This is a genomic window from Lysinibacillus fusiformis (assembly GCF_016925635.1).
Lineage (GTDB): Bacteria > Bacillota > Bacilli > Bacillales_A > Planococcaceae > Lysinibacillus > Lysinibacillus fusiformis_F.
The window spans coordinates 942159-957786 of the sequence record NZ_CP070490.1 but is presented as its reverse complement, the minus strand read 5'-3'; the positions used below and the strand labels follow the sequence as shown (position 1 = coordinate 957786).

Annotated in this window: 11 protein-coding genes, 16 tRNA genes and 2 rRNA genes; all 29 read left to right on the top strand. The window is 36.7% G+C overall.

The genetic code is table 11. The annotated features are described in order from the left end of the window. Window positions 1-204: 204 nt before the first annotated feature. Window positions 205-3132 (top strand): 23S ribosomal RNA (locus tag JTI58_RS04890). Between the two features lie 110 nt (window positions 3133-3242). Further along, window positions 3243-3358 (top strand): 5S ribosomal RNA (gene rrf / locus JTI58_RS04885). A 16-nt stretch (window positions 3359-3374) separates the two neighbouring features. Further along, window positions 3375-3451, top strand: a tRNA-Asn gene (locus JTI58_RS04880). 5 nt (window positions 3452-3456) lie between these two features. Then, window positions 3457-3548 (top strand) — tRNA-Ser (locus JTI58_RS04875). 24 nt (window positions 3549-3572) lie between these two features. Continuing rightward, window positions 3573-3647, top strand: a tRNA-Glu gene (locus tag JTI58_RS04870). Between the two features lie 15 nt (window positions 3648-3662). Beyond that, window positions 3663-3738: transfer RNA gene (locus tag JTI58_RS04865), tRNA-Val, on the top strand. Window positions 3739-3767: 29 nt separating this feature from the next. Continuing rightward, a tRNA-Met gene (locus JTI58_RS04860) sits at window positions 3768-3842 on the top strand. Window positions 3843-3845: 3 nt separating this feature from the next. Further along, window positions 3846-3921, top strand: a tRNA-Asp gene (locus tag JTI58_RS04855). Between the two features lie 16 nt (window positions 3922-3937). Then, a tRNA-Phe gene (locus JTI58_RS04850) sits at window positions 3938-4010 on the top strand. 12 nt (window positions 4011-4022) lie between these two features. Next, a tRNA-Thr gene (locus JTI58_RS04845) sits at window positions 4023-4098 on the top strand. A 9-nt stretch (window positions 4099-4107) separates the two neighbouring features. Beyond that, window positions 4108-4191 (top strand) — tRNA-Tyr (locus JTI58_RS04840). 13 nt (window positions 4192-4204) lie between these two features. Further along, window positions 4205-4278: transfer RNA gene (locus tag JTI58_RS04835), tRNA-Trp, on the top strand. Window positions 4279-4291: 13 nt separating this feature from the next. After that, window positions 4292-4367 (top strand) — tRNA-His (locus JTI58_RS04830). A 39-nt stretch (window positions 4368-4406) separates the two neighbouring features. Further along, window positions 4407-4482: transfer RNA gene (locus JTI58_RS04825), tRNA-His, on the top strand. Window positions 4483-4501: 19 nt separating this feature from the next. Then, a tRNA-Gln gene (locus JTI58_RS04820) sits at window positions 4502-4576 on the top strand. A gap of 7 nt (window positions 4577-4583) precedes the next feature. Next, a tRNA-Gly gene (locus JTI58_RS04815) sits at window positions 4584-4658 on the top strand. An 8-nt stretch (window positions 4659-4666) separates the two neighbouring features. Continuing rightward, window positions 4667-4740, top strand: a tRNA-Cys gene (locus tag JTI58_RS04810). 47 nt (window positions 4741-4787) lie between these two features. After that, window positions 4788-4868, top strand: a tRNA-Leu gene (locus JTI58_RS04805). Between the two features lie 892 nt (window positions 4869-5760). Further along, window positions 5761-6021, top strand: a complete 261-nt coding sequence (locus tag JTI58_RS04800) for a PqqD family protein (RefSeq protein ID WP_131521047.1) — start codon at window positions 5761-5763, stop codon at window positions 6019-6021. After that, window positions 6014-6436: a lasso peptide biosynthesis B2 protein gene (locus JTI58_RS04795; protein ID WP_243456315.1), complete on the top strand. Its 423-nt coding sequence runs from the start codon at window positions 6014-6016 to the stop codon at window positions 6434-6436. Before JTI58_RS04800 ends, JTI58_RS04795 begins: the two co-directional genes overlap by 8 nt. Next, the gene (locus JTI58_RS04790; protein ID WP_131521048.1) at window positions 6433-8160 is read left to right on the top strand and encodes an asparagine synthase-related protein; all 1728 of its coding nucleotides are present in this window, start codon (window positions 6433-6435) and stop codon (window positions 8158-8160) included. Before JTI58_RS04795 ends, JTI58_RS04790 begins: the two co-directional genes overlap by 4 nt. Before the next feature lie 75 nt (window positions 8161-8235). Beyond that, window positions 8236-8475, top strand: coding sequence for a hypothetical protein (locus tag JTI58_RS04785; protein ID WP_131521049.1), 240 nt, complete (start codon window positions 8236-8238; stop codon window positions 8473-8475). 394 nt (window positions 8476-8869) lie between these two features. Then, a complete protein-coding gene (locus JTI58_RS04780; protein WP_131521050.1) occupies window positions 8870-9103 on the top strand; it encodes a hypothetical protein in 234 nt (77 codons plus the stop codon). Between the two features lie 102 nt (window positions 9104-9205). Beyond that, the gene (locus tag JTI58_RS25200) at window positions 9206-9589 is read left to right on the top strand and encodes a MauE/DoxX family redox-associated membrane protein (protein ID WP_387256292.1); all 384 of its coding nucleotides are present in this window, start codon (window positions 9206-9208) and stop codon (window positions 9587-9589) included. After that, window positions 9586-10077, top strand: coding sequence for a MauE/DoxX family redox-associated membrane protein (locus JTI58_RS04775; protein WP_131521051.1), 492 nt, complete (start codon window positions 9586-9588; stop codon window positions 10075-10077). The genes JTI58_RS25200 and JTI58_RS04775 overlap by 4 nt, the downstream gene beginning before the upstream one ends. A 2-nt stretch (window positions 10078-10079) precedes the next feature. Further along, window positions 10080-10592, top strand: coding sequence for a hypothetical protein (locus JTI58_RS04770; RefSeq protein WP_131521052.1), 513 nt, complete (start codon window positions 10080-10082; stop codon window positions 10590-10592). Continuing rightward, complete coding sequence (locus JTI58_RS04765) at window positions 10579-12426, top strand: ABC transporter ATP-binding protein (RefSeq protein ID WP_193767369.1); 1848 nt, start codon at window positions 10579-10581, stop codon at window positions 12424-12426. Before JTI58_RS04770 ends, JTI58_RS04765 begins: the two co-directional genes overlap by 14 nt. Then, complete coding sequence (locus tag JTI58_RS04760) at window positions 12404-13204, top strand: ABC transporter ATP-binding protein (protein ID WP_396631600.1); 801 nt, start codon at window positions 12404-12406, stop codon at window positions 13202-13204. Before JTI58_RS04765 ends, JTI58_RS04760 begins: the two co-directional genes overlap by 23 nt. Continuing rightward, window positions 13197-15578 carry an ABC transporter permease gene (locus tag JTI58_RS04755; protein ID WP_205445578.1) on the top strand — a complete coding sequence of 794 codons (2382 nt, stop codon included), beginning with the start codon at window positions 13197-13199 and terminating at the stop codon, window positions 15576-15578. Before JTI58_RS04760 ends, JTI58_RS04755 begins: the two co-directional genes overlap by 8 nt. Window positions 15579-15628 lie beyond the last annotated feature (50 nt).

Sequence of the window (15628 nt, the reverse complement as noted above, 5' to 3'; positions counted from 1 at the left end):
CTTTGAAAACTGGATAAAACGACATTGAAATTGTAACAAACACATTTATTTTTTAAGTTTTTTATAGGCTTAATAACATTAAAAGGTTTCAAGACACAAGCAGTTCTAGGAAGCAATCGAGTGAAGGAAGGAGCGTACTTAAGTACGTGACTGATTGAATGAGTGAAGCTGACAACGAAATGCGATGTGTATTGAAAGCTGTTAGGTTAAGTTATTAAGGGCGCACGGCGAATGCCTTGGCACTAGGAGCCGAAGAAGGACGGCACTAACACCGATATGCTTCGGGGAGCTGTAAGTGAGCTTTGATCCGGAGATTTCCGAATGGGGGAACCCACTACGTTTAATCGCGTAGTATCTTGACGTGAATACATAGCGTCTTGAAGGCAGACCCAGGGAACTGAAACATCTAAGTACCTGGAGGAAGAGAAAGAAAAATCGATTCCCTGAGTAGCGGCGAGCGAAACGGGAAGAGCCCAAACCAAGAGGCTTGCCTCTTGGGGTTGTAGGACACTCAATACGGAGTTACAAAAGAGCGAGTTAGATGAAGCGACTTGGAAAGGTCCGCCAGAGCAGGTAAAAGCCCTGTAGTCGAAAGTTCGTTCTCTCCTGAGTGGATCCTGAGTACGGCGGAACACGTGAAATTCCGTCGGAATCCGGGAGGACCATCTCCCAAGGCTAAATACTACCTAGTGACCGATAGTGAACCAGTACCGTGAGGGAAAGGTGAAAAGCACCCCGGAAGGGGAGTGAAAGAGATCCTGAAACCGTGTGCCTACAAGTAGTTAGAGCCCGTTAATGGGTGATAGCGTGCCTTTTGTAGAATGAACCGGCGAGTTACGATTACGTGCGAGGTTAAGCTTTAGAAGGCGGAGCCGCAGCGAAAGCGAGTCTGAATAGGGCGAAATAGTACGTGGTCGTAGACCCGAAACCAGGTGATCTACCCATGTCCAGGGTGAAGGTGAGGTAACACTTACTGGAGGCCCGAACCCACGCACGTTGAAAAGTGCGGGGATGAGGTGTGGGTAGCGGAGAAATTCCAATCGAACTTGGAGATAGCTGGTTCTCTCCGAAATAGCTTTAGGGCTAGCCTCGTGATGAGAATACTGGAGGTAGAGCACTGTTTGGACTAGGGGGCCATCCCGGTTTACCGAATTCAGACAAACTCCGAATGCCAGATATTTATACACGGGAGTCAGACTGCGAGTGATAAGATCCGTAGTCAAAAGGGAAACAGCCCAGACCACCAGCTAAGGTCCCAAAGTAATCGTTAAGTGGAAAAGGATGTGGCGTTGCACAGACAACCAGGATGTTGGCTTAGAAGCAGCCATCATTTAAAGAGTGCGTAATAGCTCACTGGTCGAGTGACGCTGCGCCGAAAATGTATCGGGGCTAAACGATTCACCGAAGCTGTGGATTGACATCTACGATGTCAGTGGTAGGAGAGCGTTCTAAGTGCGTTGAAGTCAGACCGGAAGGACTGGTGGAGCGCTTAGAAGTGAGAATGCCGGTATGAGTAGCGAAAGACGGGTGAGAATCCCGTCCACCGTATGACTAAGGTTTCCTGAGGAAGGCTCGTCCGCTCAGGGTTAGTCGGGACCTAAGCCGAGGCCGATAGGCGTAGGCGATGGACAACAGGTTGATATTCCTGTACCACCTCCTCACCGTTTGAGAAATGGGGGGACGCAGTAGGATAGGGTAAGCGCGCTGTTGGATATGCGCGTCCAAGCAGTAAGGCGTGTGTGTAGGCAAATCCGCACACTGTAACGTTGAGCTGTGATGGCGAGTCCGTATGGACGAAGTTCCTGATTTCACACTGCCAAGAAAAGCCTCTATCGAGGTGAGAGGTGCCCGTACCGCAAACCGACACAGGTAGTCGAGGAGAGAATCCTAAGGTGTGCGAGAGAACTCTCGTTAAGGAACTCGGCAAAATGACCCCGTAACTTCGGGAGAAGGGGTGCTCTTGAGCGTGCAAGCGCATGAGAGCCGCAGTGAATAGGCCCAGGCGACTGTTTAGCAAAAACACAGGTCTCTGCAAAACCGTAAGGTGACGTATAGGGGCTGACGCCTGCCCGGTGCTGGAAGGTTAAGAGGAGTGGTTAGCGCAAGCGAAGCTGCGAATTGAAGCCCCAGTAAACGGCGGCCGTAACTATAACGGTCCTAAGGTAGCGAAATTCCTTGTCGGGTAAGTTCCGACCCGCACGAAAGGCGTAACGATCTGGGCACTGTCTCAACGAGAGACTCGGTGAAATTATAGTACCTGTGAAGATGCAGGTTACCCGCGACAGGACGGAAAGACCCCGTGGAGCTTTACTGTAGCCTGATATTGAATTTTGGTACAACTTGTACAGGATAGGTAGGAGCCAGAGATCTCGGAGCGCCAGCTTCGAAGGAGGCGTCGGTGGGATACTACCCTGGTTGTATTGAAATTCTAACCCATGCCCCTTAGCGGGGCAGGAGACAGTGTCAGGCGGACAGTTTGACTGGGGCGGTCGCCTCCTAAAAGGTAACGGAGGCGCCCAAAGGTTCCCTCAGAATGGTTGGAAATCATTCGTAGAGTGTAAAGGCACAAGGGAGCTTGACTGCGAGACCTACAAGTCGAGCAGGGTCGAAAGACGGGCTTAGTGATCCGGTGGTTCCGCATGGAAGGGCCATCGCTCAACGGATAAAAGCTACCCCGGGGATAACAGGCTTATCTCCCCCAAGAGTCCACATCGACGGGGAGGTTTGGCACCTCGATGTCGGCTCATCGCATCCTGGGGCTGTAGTCGGTCCCAAGGGTTGGGCTGTTCGCCCATTAAAGCGGTACGCGAGCTGGGTTCAGAACGTCGTGAGACAGTTCGGTCCCTATCCGTCGTGGGCGTAGGAAATTTGAGAGGAGCTGTCCTTAGTACGAGAGGACCGGGATGGACACACCGCTGGTGTACCAGTTGTCTTGCCAAAGGCATCGCTGGGTAGCTATGTGTGGACGGGATAAGTGCTGAAAGCATCTAAGCATGAAGCCCCCCTCAAGATGAGATTTCCCATTACGCAAGTAAGTAAGATCCCTCAAAGACGATGAGGTAGATAGGTTCGAGGTGGAAGTGTGGTGACACATGGAGCTGACGAATACTAATCGATCGAGGACTTAACCAAAACGTTTGAAACATTCAATGCACGTTTATCCAGTTTTGAAAGAATAAAATATTATAATATACTTGTAATTTTTATAAGATATGTTATAATAAGTATTGTCTTTCAAATAGTCTAGTGATGATGGCAAAGAGGTCACACCCGTTCCCATACCGAACACGGAAGTTAAGCTCTTTAGCGCCGATGGTAGTTGGGGGCTTCCCCCTGTGAGAGTAGGACGTCGCTAGGCTATATACTAAAATTATTCCGAAGTAGCTCAGTTGGTAGTAGCACCTGACTGTTAATCAGGTTGTCGCAGGTTCGAGTCCTGCCTTCGGAGCCATTCTTGGAGAGTTGTCCGAGTGGCCGAAGGAGCACGATTGGAAATCGTGTAGGCGGTTAACACTGTCTCAAGGGTTCAAATCCCTTACTCTCCGCCAGCACTTTGATTTGTTCCAATAGTTGGCCCCTTGGTCAAGTGGTTAAGACACCGCCCTTTCACGGCGGTAACACGGGTTCGAATCCCGTAGGGGTCACCATTTAAATACCCAGATGGAGGATTAGCTCAGCTGGGAGAGCATCTGCCTTACAAGCAGAGGGTCGGCGGTTCGAGCCCGTCATCCTCCACCATTATTTTTTACAATAGTATATATCATTATCGCGGGGTGGAGCAGTGGTAGCTCGTCGGGCTCATAACCCGAAGGTCGTTGGTTCAAATCCGGCCCCCGCAACCAAATGGTCCCGTGGTGTAGCGGTTAACATGCCTGCCTGTCACGCAGGAGATCGCCGGTTCGATCCCGGTCGGGACCGCCATTTATTTTAATAACATGGGTCAGTAGCTCAGTTGGTAGAGCATTAGATTGAAGCTCTAAGTGTCGGCGGTTCGATTCCGTCCTGACCCATCATGTTTTTTTGCCGGTGTAGCTCAGTTGGTAGAGCAACTGACTTGTAATCAGTAGGTCGTGGGTTCGACTCCTATCGCCGGCACCATGTATTCCCGGAGGGGTAGCGAAGTGGCTAAACGCGGCGGACTGTAAATCCGCTCCTTAGGGTTCGGCGGTTCGAATCCGTCCCCCTCCACCAGTTTTAATCTAATAGGGGCATAGTTTAACGGTAGAATAGAGGTCTCCAAAACCTTTGATGTGGGTTCGATTCCTACTGCCCCTGCCAATTTAATTTTATGGCGGTTGTGGCGAAGTGGTTAACGCACCTGATTGTGGTTCAGGCATTCGTGGGTTCGATTCCCATCAGTCGCCCCATTTAATTTTAAATTAGAATAATACCAAATAGTAATTATGGCGGTTGTGGCGAAGTGGTTAACGCACCTGATTGTGGTTCAGGCATTCGTGGGTTCGATTCCCATCAGTCGCCCCATTTTTATCTAATTATCTTTTGGGGTATAGCCAAGCGGTAAGGCAACGGATTTTGATTCCGTCATGCCCTGGTTCGAATCCAGGTACCCCAGCCATTTTTTTGCGGAAGTAGTTCAGTGGTAGAACACCACCTTGCCAAGGTGGGGGTCGCGAGTTCGAACCTCGTCTTCCGCTCCAAGTATGATGGCGGCATAGCCAAGTGGTAAGGCACAGGTCTGCAACACCTTTATCACCGGTTCAAATCCGGTTGCCGCCTCCATATTTTAACTGCTAATCGGTTTATCCGATTTTTTTTATCTCCATTATGCCGGTGTGGCGGAATTGGCAGACGCGCACGACTCAAAATCGTGTTCCTTTGGAGTGTCGGTTCGACCCCGACCACCGGTATCATCAAATTAATAAAAATTAAGAAAGCTCATAAATCTTGATATAACAGGGTTTATGAGCTTTTTATATTAGGGGAATTGCAACAGGTTTAGAAAGAGAAGGATTCTTTTTGAAGAAAAGGTCAACGAGAATAAAAAAAGTATAGAAAATTCATTGGAAGAGAATAGTATGAGTTTTAACGTAGAAGTTACTCATGGGTTTGAATCTCCAAAGGAATCATTAGAAACATAATTAAAACAAGAATGTTTATATTAGCATTCTTGTTTTTTTATGTGATAAAACATTGTGTGTCAGAACGTTCGCTATGATAGACTAAGCAGTTATGTTTATGTAAAACAGGTAAATTTGTTTTACAAATTTTACAGGGCTTTGGAGGGTAATAAATATCTTTACAATATTTTTCTATAAAGGTTGTGCCATTTTAGACGCCTGAAAAGAATAGGTTTATCCTATAGATTTTAGGTAAAAGACAAAGACATCTGTTTCAACATCAATAATTTTTTGAACTTTGGTGGAGAGAGAATATTTTCTTTTATACATTGATTTTTAGATTTCTATTTTTAAGATCTTTCATGGACCAATAAAACCCTACGAGTTGCATCTTCTAGTTGATTGAGAGTTAACAATCAACTAGAAGGTGCAGTTTTTATATATGTGTTGAGTGATGGACTTGATGTGGATGTAATCGATAGCACAAGAGTTGACATTTTACTCCACTACATTTATATAATCATAAACGTAATGGAGTAAGTAGAAAAAATACGGTTATGTGGAAGAAAGAAGATGATAAGAGTAAAGAGACTGTTAGAGCTTATGACTGTGTATAGTAGTAATACAGGAACAGTATTAAAGGATTGTTCACAATGTAAAAGAGGAGGAAGTGGTAAAAGGGATGCGTGTAAAAAAATCAAAGTATCTTCTTTCCTATAAAGAAGAGGATGAATATCTAATTATTAATATTTATACGAATCAAATTTACGCACTAGATAAATTTAGTTCATTTATTTGGGAAGAGTTTGATAAAACACCAATAGTCTCTGATATTTCCAAATTAATAGCTAAAAGGACAAATGAAGATATTTTAATTATTCAAAAGGATTTAGATGGATTTTTAAATTCGTTGTCAAAAGGAGGTTTAATTAAATTTGTATAATATTTTATATTTATACAAAGAATTAATATTTTTAGATTTCCAAATACGGAGAAAAGGTTTTAATGAAGTCTTTAGACGCTATATAAAAAAATATACTATAGAGGGTTCTAAAGAGATTTTTACTGAGGAGAATTCTGAAGAGATTTTGGAGTGGTTTATTCTTTTAGACCAAGTTTGCTGTTGGTATCCTAGGAAAGCAGATTGTATACACAAAACGTTAATTGGTTATAAGATACTTCAATCTAAGTATGGTATACCAGTAAACATGGTAATAGGGATAAAAAAATTTCCCTTAGAGGCACATGCCTGGATTCAATATCAGGGCCACAATCTATTTGAAGAAATGGAAAATCTTGATTCGTTGAAAGTGATTATAGATTCAAACTCGTATATGAAGGGAGTTGAACTTAGGTGAATTGGTATGTGTTTGAATTTATGGATAATTCGGAGGGGGAAGTGGATAAAAATGGACATCTTAAGATCAACAGTAAATCAAAAGTAAATTATTTCAACACATCCTCACAGAACTTTGTTTTGAAAGCAGCATATGCTCAAAATACGACCCCATATGTGTTTTTTGAAAATAATGATGTGTTAATAGTGGGAGACATTGTGATATACAATATTTTGAATCATGGTGTATATGAAAATGTTGATTGGACTGAGCAAGAATTACTCACTAATTTAATTTCCCTTTATAACACATTTGGTTTGGATTTTGTGAAGCGTTTAGATGGCGAGTTTTCATTTGTTCTATTTGATAAAAAGAATTTAACATTAATGGCCTGTAGAGATACCTTGGGGGTAAAAAGGCTCTTTTATTTAAAAACCGATACAAAATTAGTAGTTGCGAGCGATATCTTTCTATTGAAAAGTTATCTAAATACACCTGAGTTGAACGGTGTTTACTTTCAAGAATATCTAAATGCAAAAGGAATTGTTGATTCCTATTTAACGCCATATAAAGAGATCTTGCGTTTACCGAGTGGGAATATGTTTGTTTATGAAAATAAGGAAATTAACCTAATAAACTATGTGAATTATGATGAATTATTTTCTGATAAATGGATGATGAAGGAGACAACTATAAATCGGGAAGCGTTAATTGAAGAATTCGAAAGTATTTTGAACAAAGCAGTTTTGAGGAGAGTACGGAAAAGCGAGCGAAATACGGTGTTATTAAGCGGTGGCTTAGACTCAACTACTATTTTTAATGTGTCAAAACGATTGGGGCATAGATACGGAGAAATTAATTCGGTAAGCGTTGTTTTTGATGAATTAAAGGAATGCGATGAAAGTGCATATATAACGGAATTATTAGAACAATATAATTCTAAAGGTACTTTTCTAAATTATGATTCAGTATTGATGTATGAAGATCTTCGGAATAATATATTACGTTTTGACGAACCGTATGCTACTGCTCCTACATGTGAATTTATTTCTCCCTTAATAGAGTCAAGTGTGAACAATAATACATATAGTATCCTAACAGGTTATGGTGGTGACCAACTTTTAACGAATCCGCCGTATTTATTAAGAGATTACGTTAGAGAAGGAAAAATAAAGGATATGTTCGGCGATTTAACTAAATATTGTATGTATACAAATATGTCTGCTTTTAAAGGATTACGTGAGTACATCATTCAACCACATCCTTTTAGTAGAACAACTAAAAATAAACGGAATCATGCTAGAAATTTATTGCATCAAATGTTAAATGCAAAAGCCAATCATTATATGGATAGGGCGATAGGTGGCTTTTATGGTGCGGATATAAAACATCCTTTTTTAGATAGGGAGTTAATTTCTTTTATGATTAAAATCCCTAGTCATATTCTCTTTGATCCTTTCTACACGAAAAAAATTTTAAGAGACTCTCAGAAAAATAAGTTACCTGACAGTATTCGACTGCGTATAAATAAAACATCACACATTGCTCATACATTAAAGAGTATAAGGAAAAATTGGAATTCAATTTATTCTAATGTAAAGTCACCTTTAGTTGTCTCAAAGTTAGGTCTTTGTTCCGAAGAGTTTTGGGAAGAAAATTTATATAAGTGGAGAAATGGTTTGTTGATAGATGAGGCTTTTTTATTGCTGTTCTCCATTGAAGTATGGATTATGCAAGAAGTGTAATGAATCAATATTAATAAGGAGGCTGTTAGTGTAGGTGTATTGTGCTATTTCTAAGGGTTGCAGGAGGAAATAATTATGTTAATGACATATAGCAAACCAATGCTTTTAGATAGTGGAAATAGTTCGGAAATCATTAAAGGTCAATGTGGCTGGGGTAAAGAATTGCCATTTTTTGATGAAACAGGTGCTGTAAAAGGTAGTTATAGAAGACGTAAATATAGAACCGAACCATGTTATGGTCCTGGAGTTGTAAATATATGTTACGTTTGTAAGACTGAAACGGTTAGTTGTTCTGCAGAAAAAGATGACTGCTAACTTATAAATAGGTTAATACCAAAACTATTTTATTTATTTCGATGTTAACTGTAATTAATGTTCTACTTTTTTATTACATAAAAGTTGTAACAGGAATGTATAGTCAAGAACAGGTTTTGGTGAAGAGTCTACGATGAATCGTTATGGTTCTATAGCAGAAAATAAATACAAAAACTAAATTTGCCCTATAGTAATAGCACAATACTCCTACAAAATGTGAAATGAACGTTTTCATATTTTTCTAACTGATAAAAAAAGTATGACACTAATTTTCGGGATTGTATTTTTGATTTTCTTTTTTTACAATTTGACAAAATTAAGAAACTGCATTGATTTTCAGCGGAGATTTATACAGATTGAGCAAATAGATTTCCTGGAAAAGGGAAGAACATATTTGATTTCGGATGAAAATAACATTTTTGATAACTTATATGTTTTGAATGCTTTTTATCGTAGAATTTCAAAAAAGAGAGAAGTTATTTTGATAAAAGTGTTATTTGAAAACGATAACGAGATAAAAGTCGAACATTTGATGAAATTAAATCAATTGCAAATTGAAGAAATTCCAGTATTACTATATATGGGTGAAAAATATTATTGGGAAGATATAATGAATTTTTCTTCATAAGGTAAATCTCTTTGAAACAATATAAAATTTTGTGTGTATTTTACTATTAAAATCCTTGTATATTAAAGGATTTTAATAGTGGCTTGAAAGAAAAGGAGTTGACTGAATATCATTATTGTTTATCTGGTTGTAGCAATTATTTTTCTAAAAAACGGATTCAATAAAGTTTTTAAAATTTATCATTATTACGTGGCGATAAATGAAAAAATAACAATATCTCCGATATTCGTAAGCATTTTAGTGAGTTTAGATGTGCTTGTAGGTATCTCCTTATTAATTCAATTTGTGAATGTTTACATATGTATGACCGCTGTAATGTTGCAATTGTTCAATCTTTTTTTACTGTTTAAACCTTCTAAAGGAGGAAAGACACGTAACTGTGGTTGTTTTGAAAACATACCTATCAATATAAATATAAAAAATTTAGGATACAATTATGTGAAATTCACATTAACTTTCTTAATTTTTTTAGGAGAGATACTATGATTTATATTTTTTGTTATGGTTCTGCTTTAGTATTGATACTTTCTGGGATTTCTAAATTAATCTCACATTCAAATACAAAGCAGTTTTTTTTAAAGTATATTCCTATCAATGATATTTTAATTACATTTTTGGCATTGTTATTCCCATTATTTGAAATTGTAATAGGTGTCAGTTTGTTTATTTATGCTCACCCTATACTTTATATTAGTGCCTTATCTTTAATCTTACTCTTTATAATTATTAATTCGTATGCACTTATTAATAAGATAGAAGAGGACTGTAAATGTTTCGGCAATTTAATTCCAACTAAGACAGGACTGGGTGGCTTAATACAAAGTCTATGCATGTTTTTCAGTATAGTGCCACTACTCTATTTTGATAAAGGTAATATGAATATACTTGACTTTGGCAATATATTTTATCTCGTACCTGTTCTTTTATGGTTCATCACTTTAATAATTATTAGAAGAAACGTAGAGGTGGTGTAACGATGGACATGGAAATTTATTATGCTTTCGTCATCATTTCTTGTGTATTAATGCTTAGCATTTTGATTTCATTAAGAACTAGACGAGTGCTAAATGTAGAAAAATGGGGACCGATGGAAAAAAACGTTTTTCCGTTGATTCCATTGAAGAATAAACAATTTGAATCTGTTAAAGTTCAAGATATTATGAATGAGATTAATGTGCAGACTTTAGTATTTATTGATAGTCAGTGTTCTGCTTGTAAAGCAACATTAAAAAAACTCAATTTTTTAATTCCTGTTAAAAAAGAAAAGTATATTTTTATAGCAACGGATACGATAGAAAATCGGGATAACCTGAGCTATTTAGAGGATGAATATATTTATTTTATAGAAGAAGAAATTCTTTCTAATCAGTTAAAAATAGATGTCTTTCCAATGTATCTAGTTTTGAATACTAATAATTTTGTAGTAGAGAAGAAAGGAATCGCAAGTTTAGAAAATCTTTTGGATGTGAATGACTATGAAGTTGAATGAATTAAAATTCCATGAGAAAGATCGACCTGTTAGAGACTTTTTCTATTCACAGTATTTTTATTTGAAAAATATTTGGAGAGAACAAAAGAGCATATTTCTTTTTTTAACTATTTTAAGCATAATAACTTCTATTATGTTACCTTTAGAAATTTTGCTACAGAAAAGGTTGATAGATCAACTAACGGTGGTGCAGAAAATTCCTAATGAATTGGGGTTTGTGTTAGTTCTCCTTGTAGCAATAACGTTTCTTAGTCTATTTGGACAACTATCTGGAAAAATTCAAGATTATCTATTTCGAAAAATTTCTTTAAGAGTGAATTATTTATTTAAAGCGATGTTAAACAAAAAAGTAACTAGCGTTTCTTTAGAAAACTTTGAGTCTAGCTTTTTTTACAATCAAGTGAATCTGGCAGCCAAAGCATTGGAAGGAAATGGGTTAGGTACAACATATTCTTTTTTGCAGATCATTACAAGTGTATTTTCGTTATTTTCAGTTTTTGCGATTTTAATGGCTATTCATTGGACATTACCTTTAACTGTGCTTTTATCAACAATTCCCGGGGTTGTCATTGTTTTTTTTAGCAAACTTAAAAATTATAAAGTTGAAAAAAACGTTGTATTTAAAGAAAGAGAGCTTTCTTATACAGAATCCCTTTTTTTTGACAAAAGCTATTTAAAGGAAATTAAAGTGTATACATTGAGTGATTATTTACTGGAAAAATGGAAAAAACTTTATTTTTATACGATGAACAAGAGACTTGAAGTGACAAAGTGGGAACTGAAAAATAGTGCAGTGATGATACTATTTGTAGGAGTTATCAATACAGGTGTATCTGTATTCTTTGTTTATCAACTAGTAGAGAACGCTTTAACAATAGGGAGTTATGTGGCGTTAACTGCAGCTATAATTACTTTGCAGGGCATTTTTGCTCAAATTGGTGCACATATAGCTTCTATTTTTGAAGCAGCTATTTATAATAATGCATTAATCAAGTTGTTGAAAATAGAACATTTTGATGACGAAAAGAGAGAAGAAATTAATTCTATTGAAACGATTGATATTAAAAATGGCACTTTCAACTATCCTTATTCTGATATTTCAGCTTTTTCAAAATTGAACTTTTCAATACGAAGAGGAGAAAAAATTTCGATTGTAGGTGGAAACGGTTCAGGGAAAACAACACTCGCCCATTGTTTAGTAGGATTATTCAATTTGACAGAAGGAACGATTTTAGTAAATGGAGAAAATATGACCGACATTGATAAATCTAGTTTACATAAACAAGTTGCTGTTGTTTTTCAAACATTCCCTAAATATATGTATTCCTTAAGAGAAAATATTGGTTTTGGCAATGTAGATGACATGGAGAATGACCAGAAAATATGGGATGTCATAAGAAAAGTAGGATTGGGACATAAATTATCAATCCATAATGTTGACTTAGATACTTATTTATCTAAAGAAATGGATGGCGGAATTGATCTATCTGGGGGAGAATGGCAAAAAATAGCTTTAGGACGAGCGCTAATGAAGGATGTTAGTTTGATTTTGTTGGATGAACCTACAGCGTCATTAGATCCTCATTCAGAATTAAAAACACTTGAATTATTTGATAGCATGACAGATGATAAAACAACGATTACGATTACACATAGAATCGGACCCACGAAATTATCAGATAAGATTATCGTAATGGATAAGGGGAAAATTGAAGAAATTGGTACTTTTGATGAATTAATAAATAATAAAGGATTATTTTATCGTATGCATCAAGCCCAATCCAAATGGTATGAGCGAAAGGAGCATTTTCATGAAACCGTTGAAACTACATGAGACACAAAATATGAAAGAAACCCCATTAGTAGTGATGAAAAATGTGTCAAAGGAATTTCAGTCAAAGGATTTTATTGTACAAGCACTAGATACAATCAATTGTGAAATTTACCAAAACGAAATCGTAGCAATAATGGGTACGAGTGGTTCAGGGAAAAGTACATTACTTAATATTTTAGCTGCTTTAGACAAACCTACACATGGGGAATTAATGTTTCAAGGTGTACCAATGATTGAGCAATTTCAAGAACCGATAGCATCGGAATTTAGAAAACGAAATATAGGTTTTATATTTCAAAATTTTAACTTATTAGATGAATTGACGGTATCAGATAATGTGGCTCTGCCTTTAATTTTGCTAGATGAGGACTCTAAAAAAATTGCGCAAAAGGTGAAAGATGTTTTAACAAAAATGTCAATTAGTGATTTAGCTGTGAAGAAACCACATGAATTATCTGGTGGGCAAAAACAACGAGTGGCTATAGCACGAGCGATTATTGCCAATCCGCTATTATTACTGGCAGATGAGCCAACAGGGGCCTTAGATGTGAATACAACTAATGATATTTTAACAACACTTGTTCAATTGAAAAATCTAACAAATCAAACAATTATATTGGTAACACATGATCCACATGTATCGACTTATGCTGATCGTGTACTATTCTTTCATAAAGGGAAATTAGTAGATAGTTATATCAATCAAGTAAATAGCGATAATTTATCGATGATTTTTGACAAATTTAAAAACATACAGAGGAGTTATCTCAATGTATGATTTAAAGAATATTGCTTGGAAACTTTGTAGAGCTGCTAAAATACAAGTAATCATTGCCATACAAGTTGTAGCACTCGCTGTTTGTTTAATTGCAACAATGTTGATCTATGTTGAAAATGCACGAACAGAAATGGAAGACAATATTCGTAACTTGTATGGGGATGTGGATATTTCTGCTGGTTATAACCTTTCATCTAGTCAAGAGTCTAGTCAATGGATTACGAAAGAAAGTTTTAATCAGATTAAAACTTTAGAAGAAGTCGAGCTTGTGGAACCGATTTTACTACAATTTACATCTATTGATAAGATTGAAGGAGCCTATACATTAGGTGTTACAAATGGGCATTTAACAAAAGGATTTTACCATTTGAACGACATACCGAAAGATAATGAAGTTATTATTTCACATTCGTTATCAAAAACATTAAATAAGTCTGTTACAGATTCAATTATGGTAAATGGTAAGCCGTTTCTTATAAAAGGAGTGCTATCTCCTAATGAATATGGAGAAGATGCGCCTATTCTCTATATGGACATTGATTCTTTGAAAATTGTAAGTAGTATTCCATCGGATGTAAAAGGCTTGTTTGTCATGATTAAAACAACGGATGTGTGGCAGACAGCTACTGTATTACATCAATTTTTCCCAAATATACGTGTAGATATAACGAAAGAAACGGACTGGGTACAAGCAAATTTAAATTCCTTACTCGTTTTCATCATGATGTTAGTGTTTAGTATTATCATTATTAGTGGTCTATTATTGAAGTCCACTTTTTCATTATTATTTAGTCGTTTACAAGCCCAATTTTTCGTTTTAAGAACAATGGGAGCAACGACAGGGCAACTAAAAAAGATTGTCAACTATCAATCGACTATCATATTACTAATAGGTGTGGGGACAGGCACAATCAGTAGCCTTTTGTTGCTAAAATTCGTTGTCCCATCTTTGGTTGAGATGGTTGGCTTACCACAAGCCCATTTTAACATTCCTGTTGTTTATTTTTCAGCAATTTTACTTGCTATTTATTTCTTACTCTACATGTTTGTGTTTGTTCAAGTAGCGAGGGTAACTAAAATATTACCTTTAGCAATGAAAAGAAATTATGAGTTTAAATCATATCATTGGACGAAATGGAAGACCGTACTTACTTTTATAGTAGGTGTGATGTCATTACTTATTCTTGCACAAGGTATTTTGCAAAATGATGCAATTCAATCAATTATTCTCATTTTTACTGGAAGTGTATGTATCATAGGTTGTCTATTCTTTTTATTCCCATATATGATAGTATACACATTGAAAAAATATTCTTCCTGGATTCATCGCTATTTAGGAAACAAAGCGCACTATGTAAAAATTCAATTCATCCCTAATTTAAGTAACTATGTTCCTGTTGTTTGTATATTAGCGATTTTGATTATGATTATTACGTTTAATGGTACATTTTTGAAATCTATTGTACAATCCGAGGAAACAACGATTGAAAAAACCTATCCGTATGAAGTAGCGATTGATAATCCTTATTTTGAAAATATTTCTTATAATGATATAGAGTTATTGCGAAAAAAAATTTCAATAAAAGAAATACAATTAGATAGTAAGGGTAGTTCTTTTCTCACTAATAATGGTGTTAATCTGAATTATTTTGCCAAAGATTTTGGTGGAGCAGATAGAGTTGAAATTACAGATGATGTAGCTGATAAGTATGATTTAAAAATAGGCGATGTTTTAGAAGGCGATTACTTAGATAGACGGTCAAATGAAAAAGTCATTCGTTTAAGAATTACTGGAATTGTTCCAACTGAAAACAAATATAAACAACTTTTTGTTGATTGGAATTCCCCTTTGATTAAAGATGTTGTAACAATTGATAAAATCCATTTAACTTTAGGTAATGGCACAACATTAGACGATCTCCAACAGACGATTCATGATTGGCCAACGTTAAAAATTGTGGAGCGAGCTGTTCTTTTAGAGCAAGCCTCGGAATGGTTTTATCAACGATGGGCAATGTTCATGCTCATTTTGACTGCTTTAGTAGTAGCGAGTTGTACTGGTCTAGTGCAAACGATTTTTCATATAATCTTTAAAAGAAGAGACCAATACAATACACAACGTTTAATCGGGCTTGCCCCAAAAGAATTAAAACAGGTTATTTGGTCTGAAGTTCTCTTTATTGTCACTATCGGTTTACTACTTGGATTAACAAGTGGCATGTTTTTAACAAAGTTAATCATGCAAATTGACGCAGATGGGCCAATAGAATGGGATTTCTTATTTATATTTAGTTCAAGTATAGGTACAGCGATGATTATTTTAGTATGTTGTCGACTATATATTGCTCGATTTGTAAAACGGAGTGTTATATAGAAATGTTCGTGTCAGATAACAGAATAATGTATATCTTAGTACATTCAGAT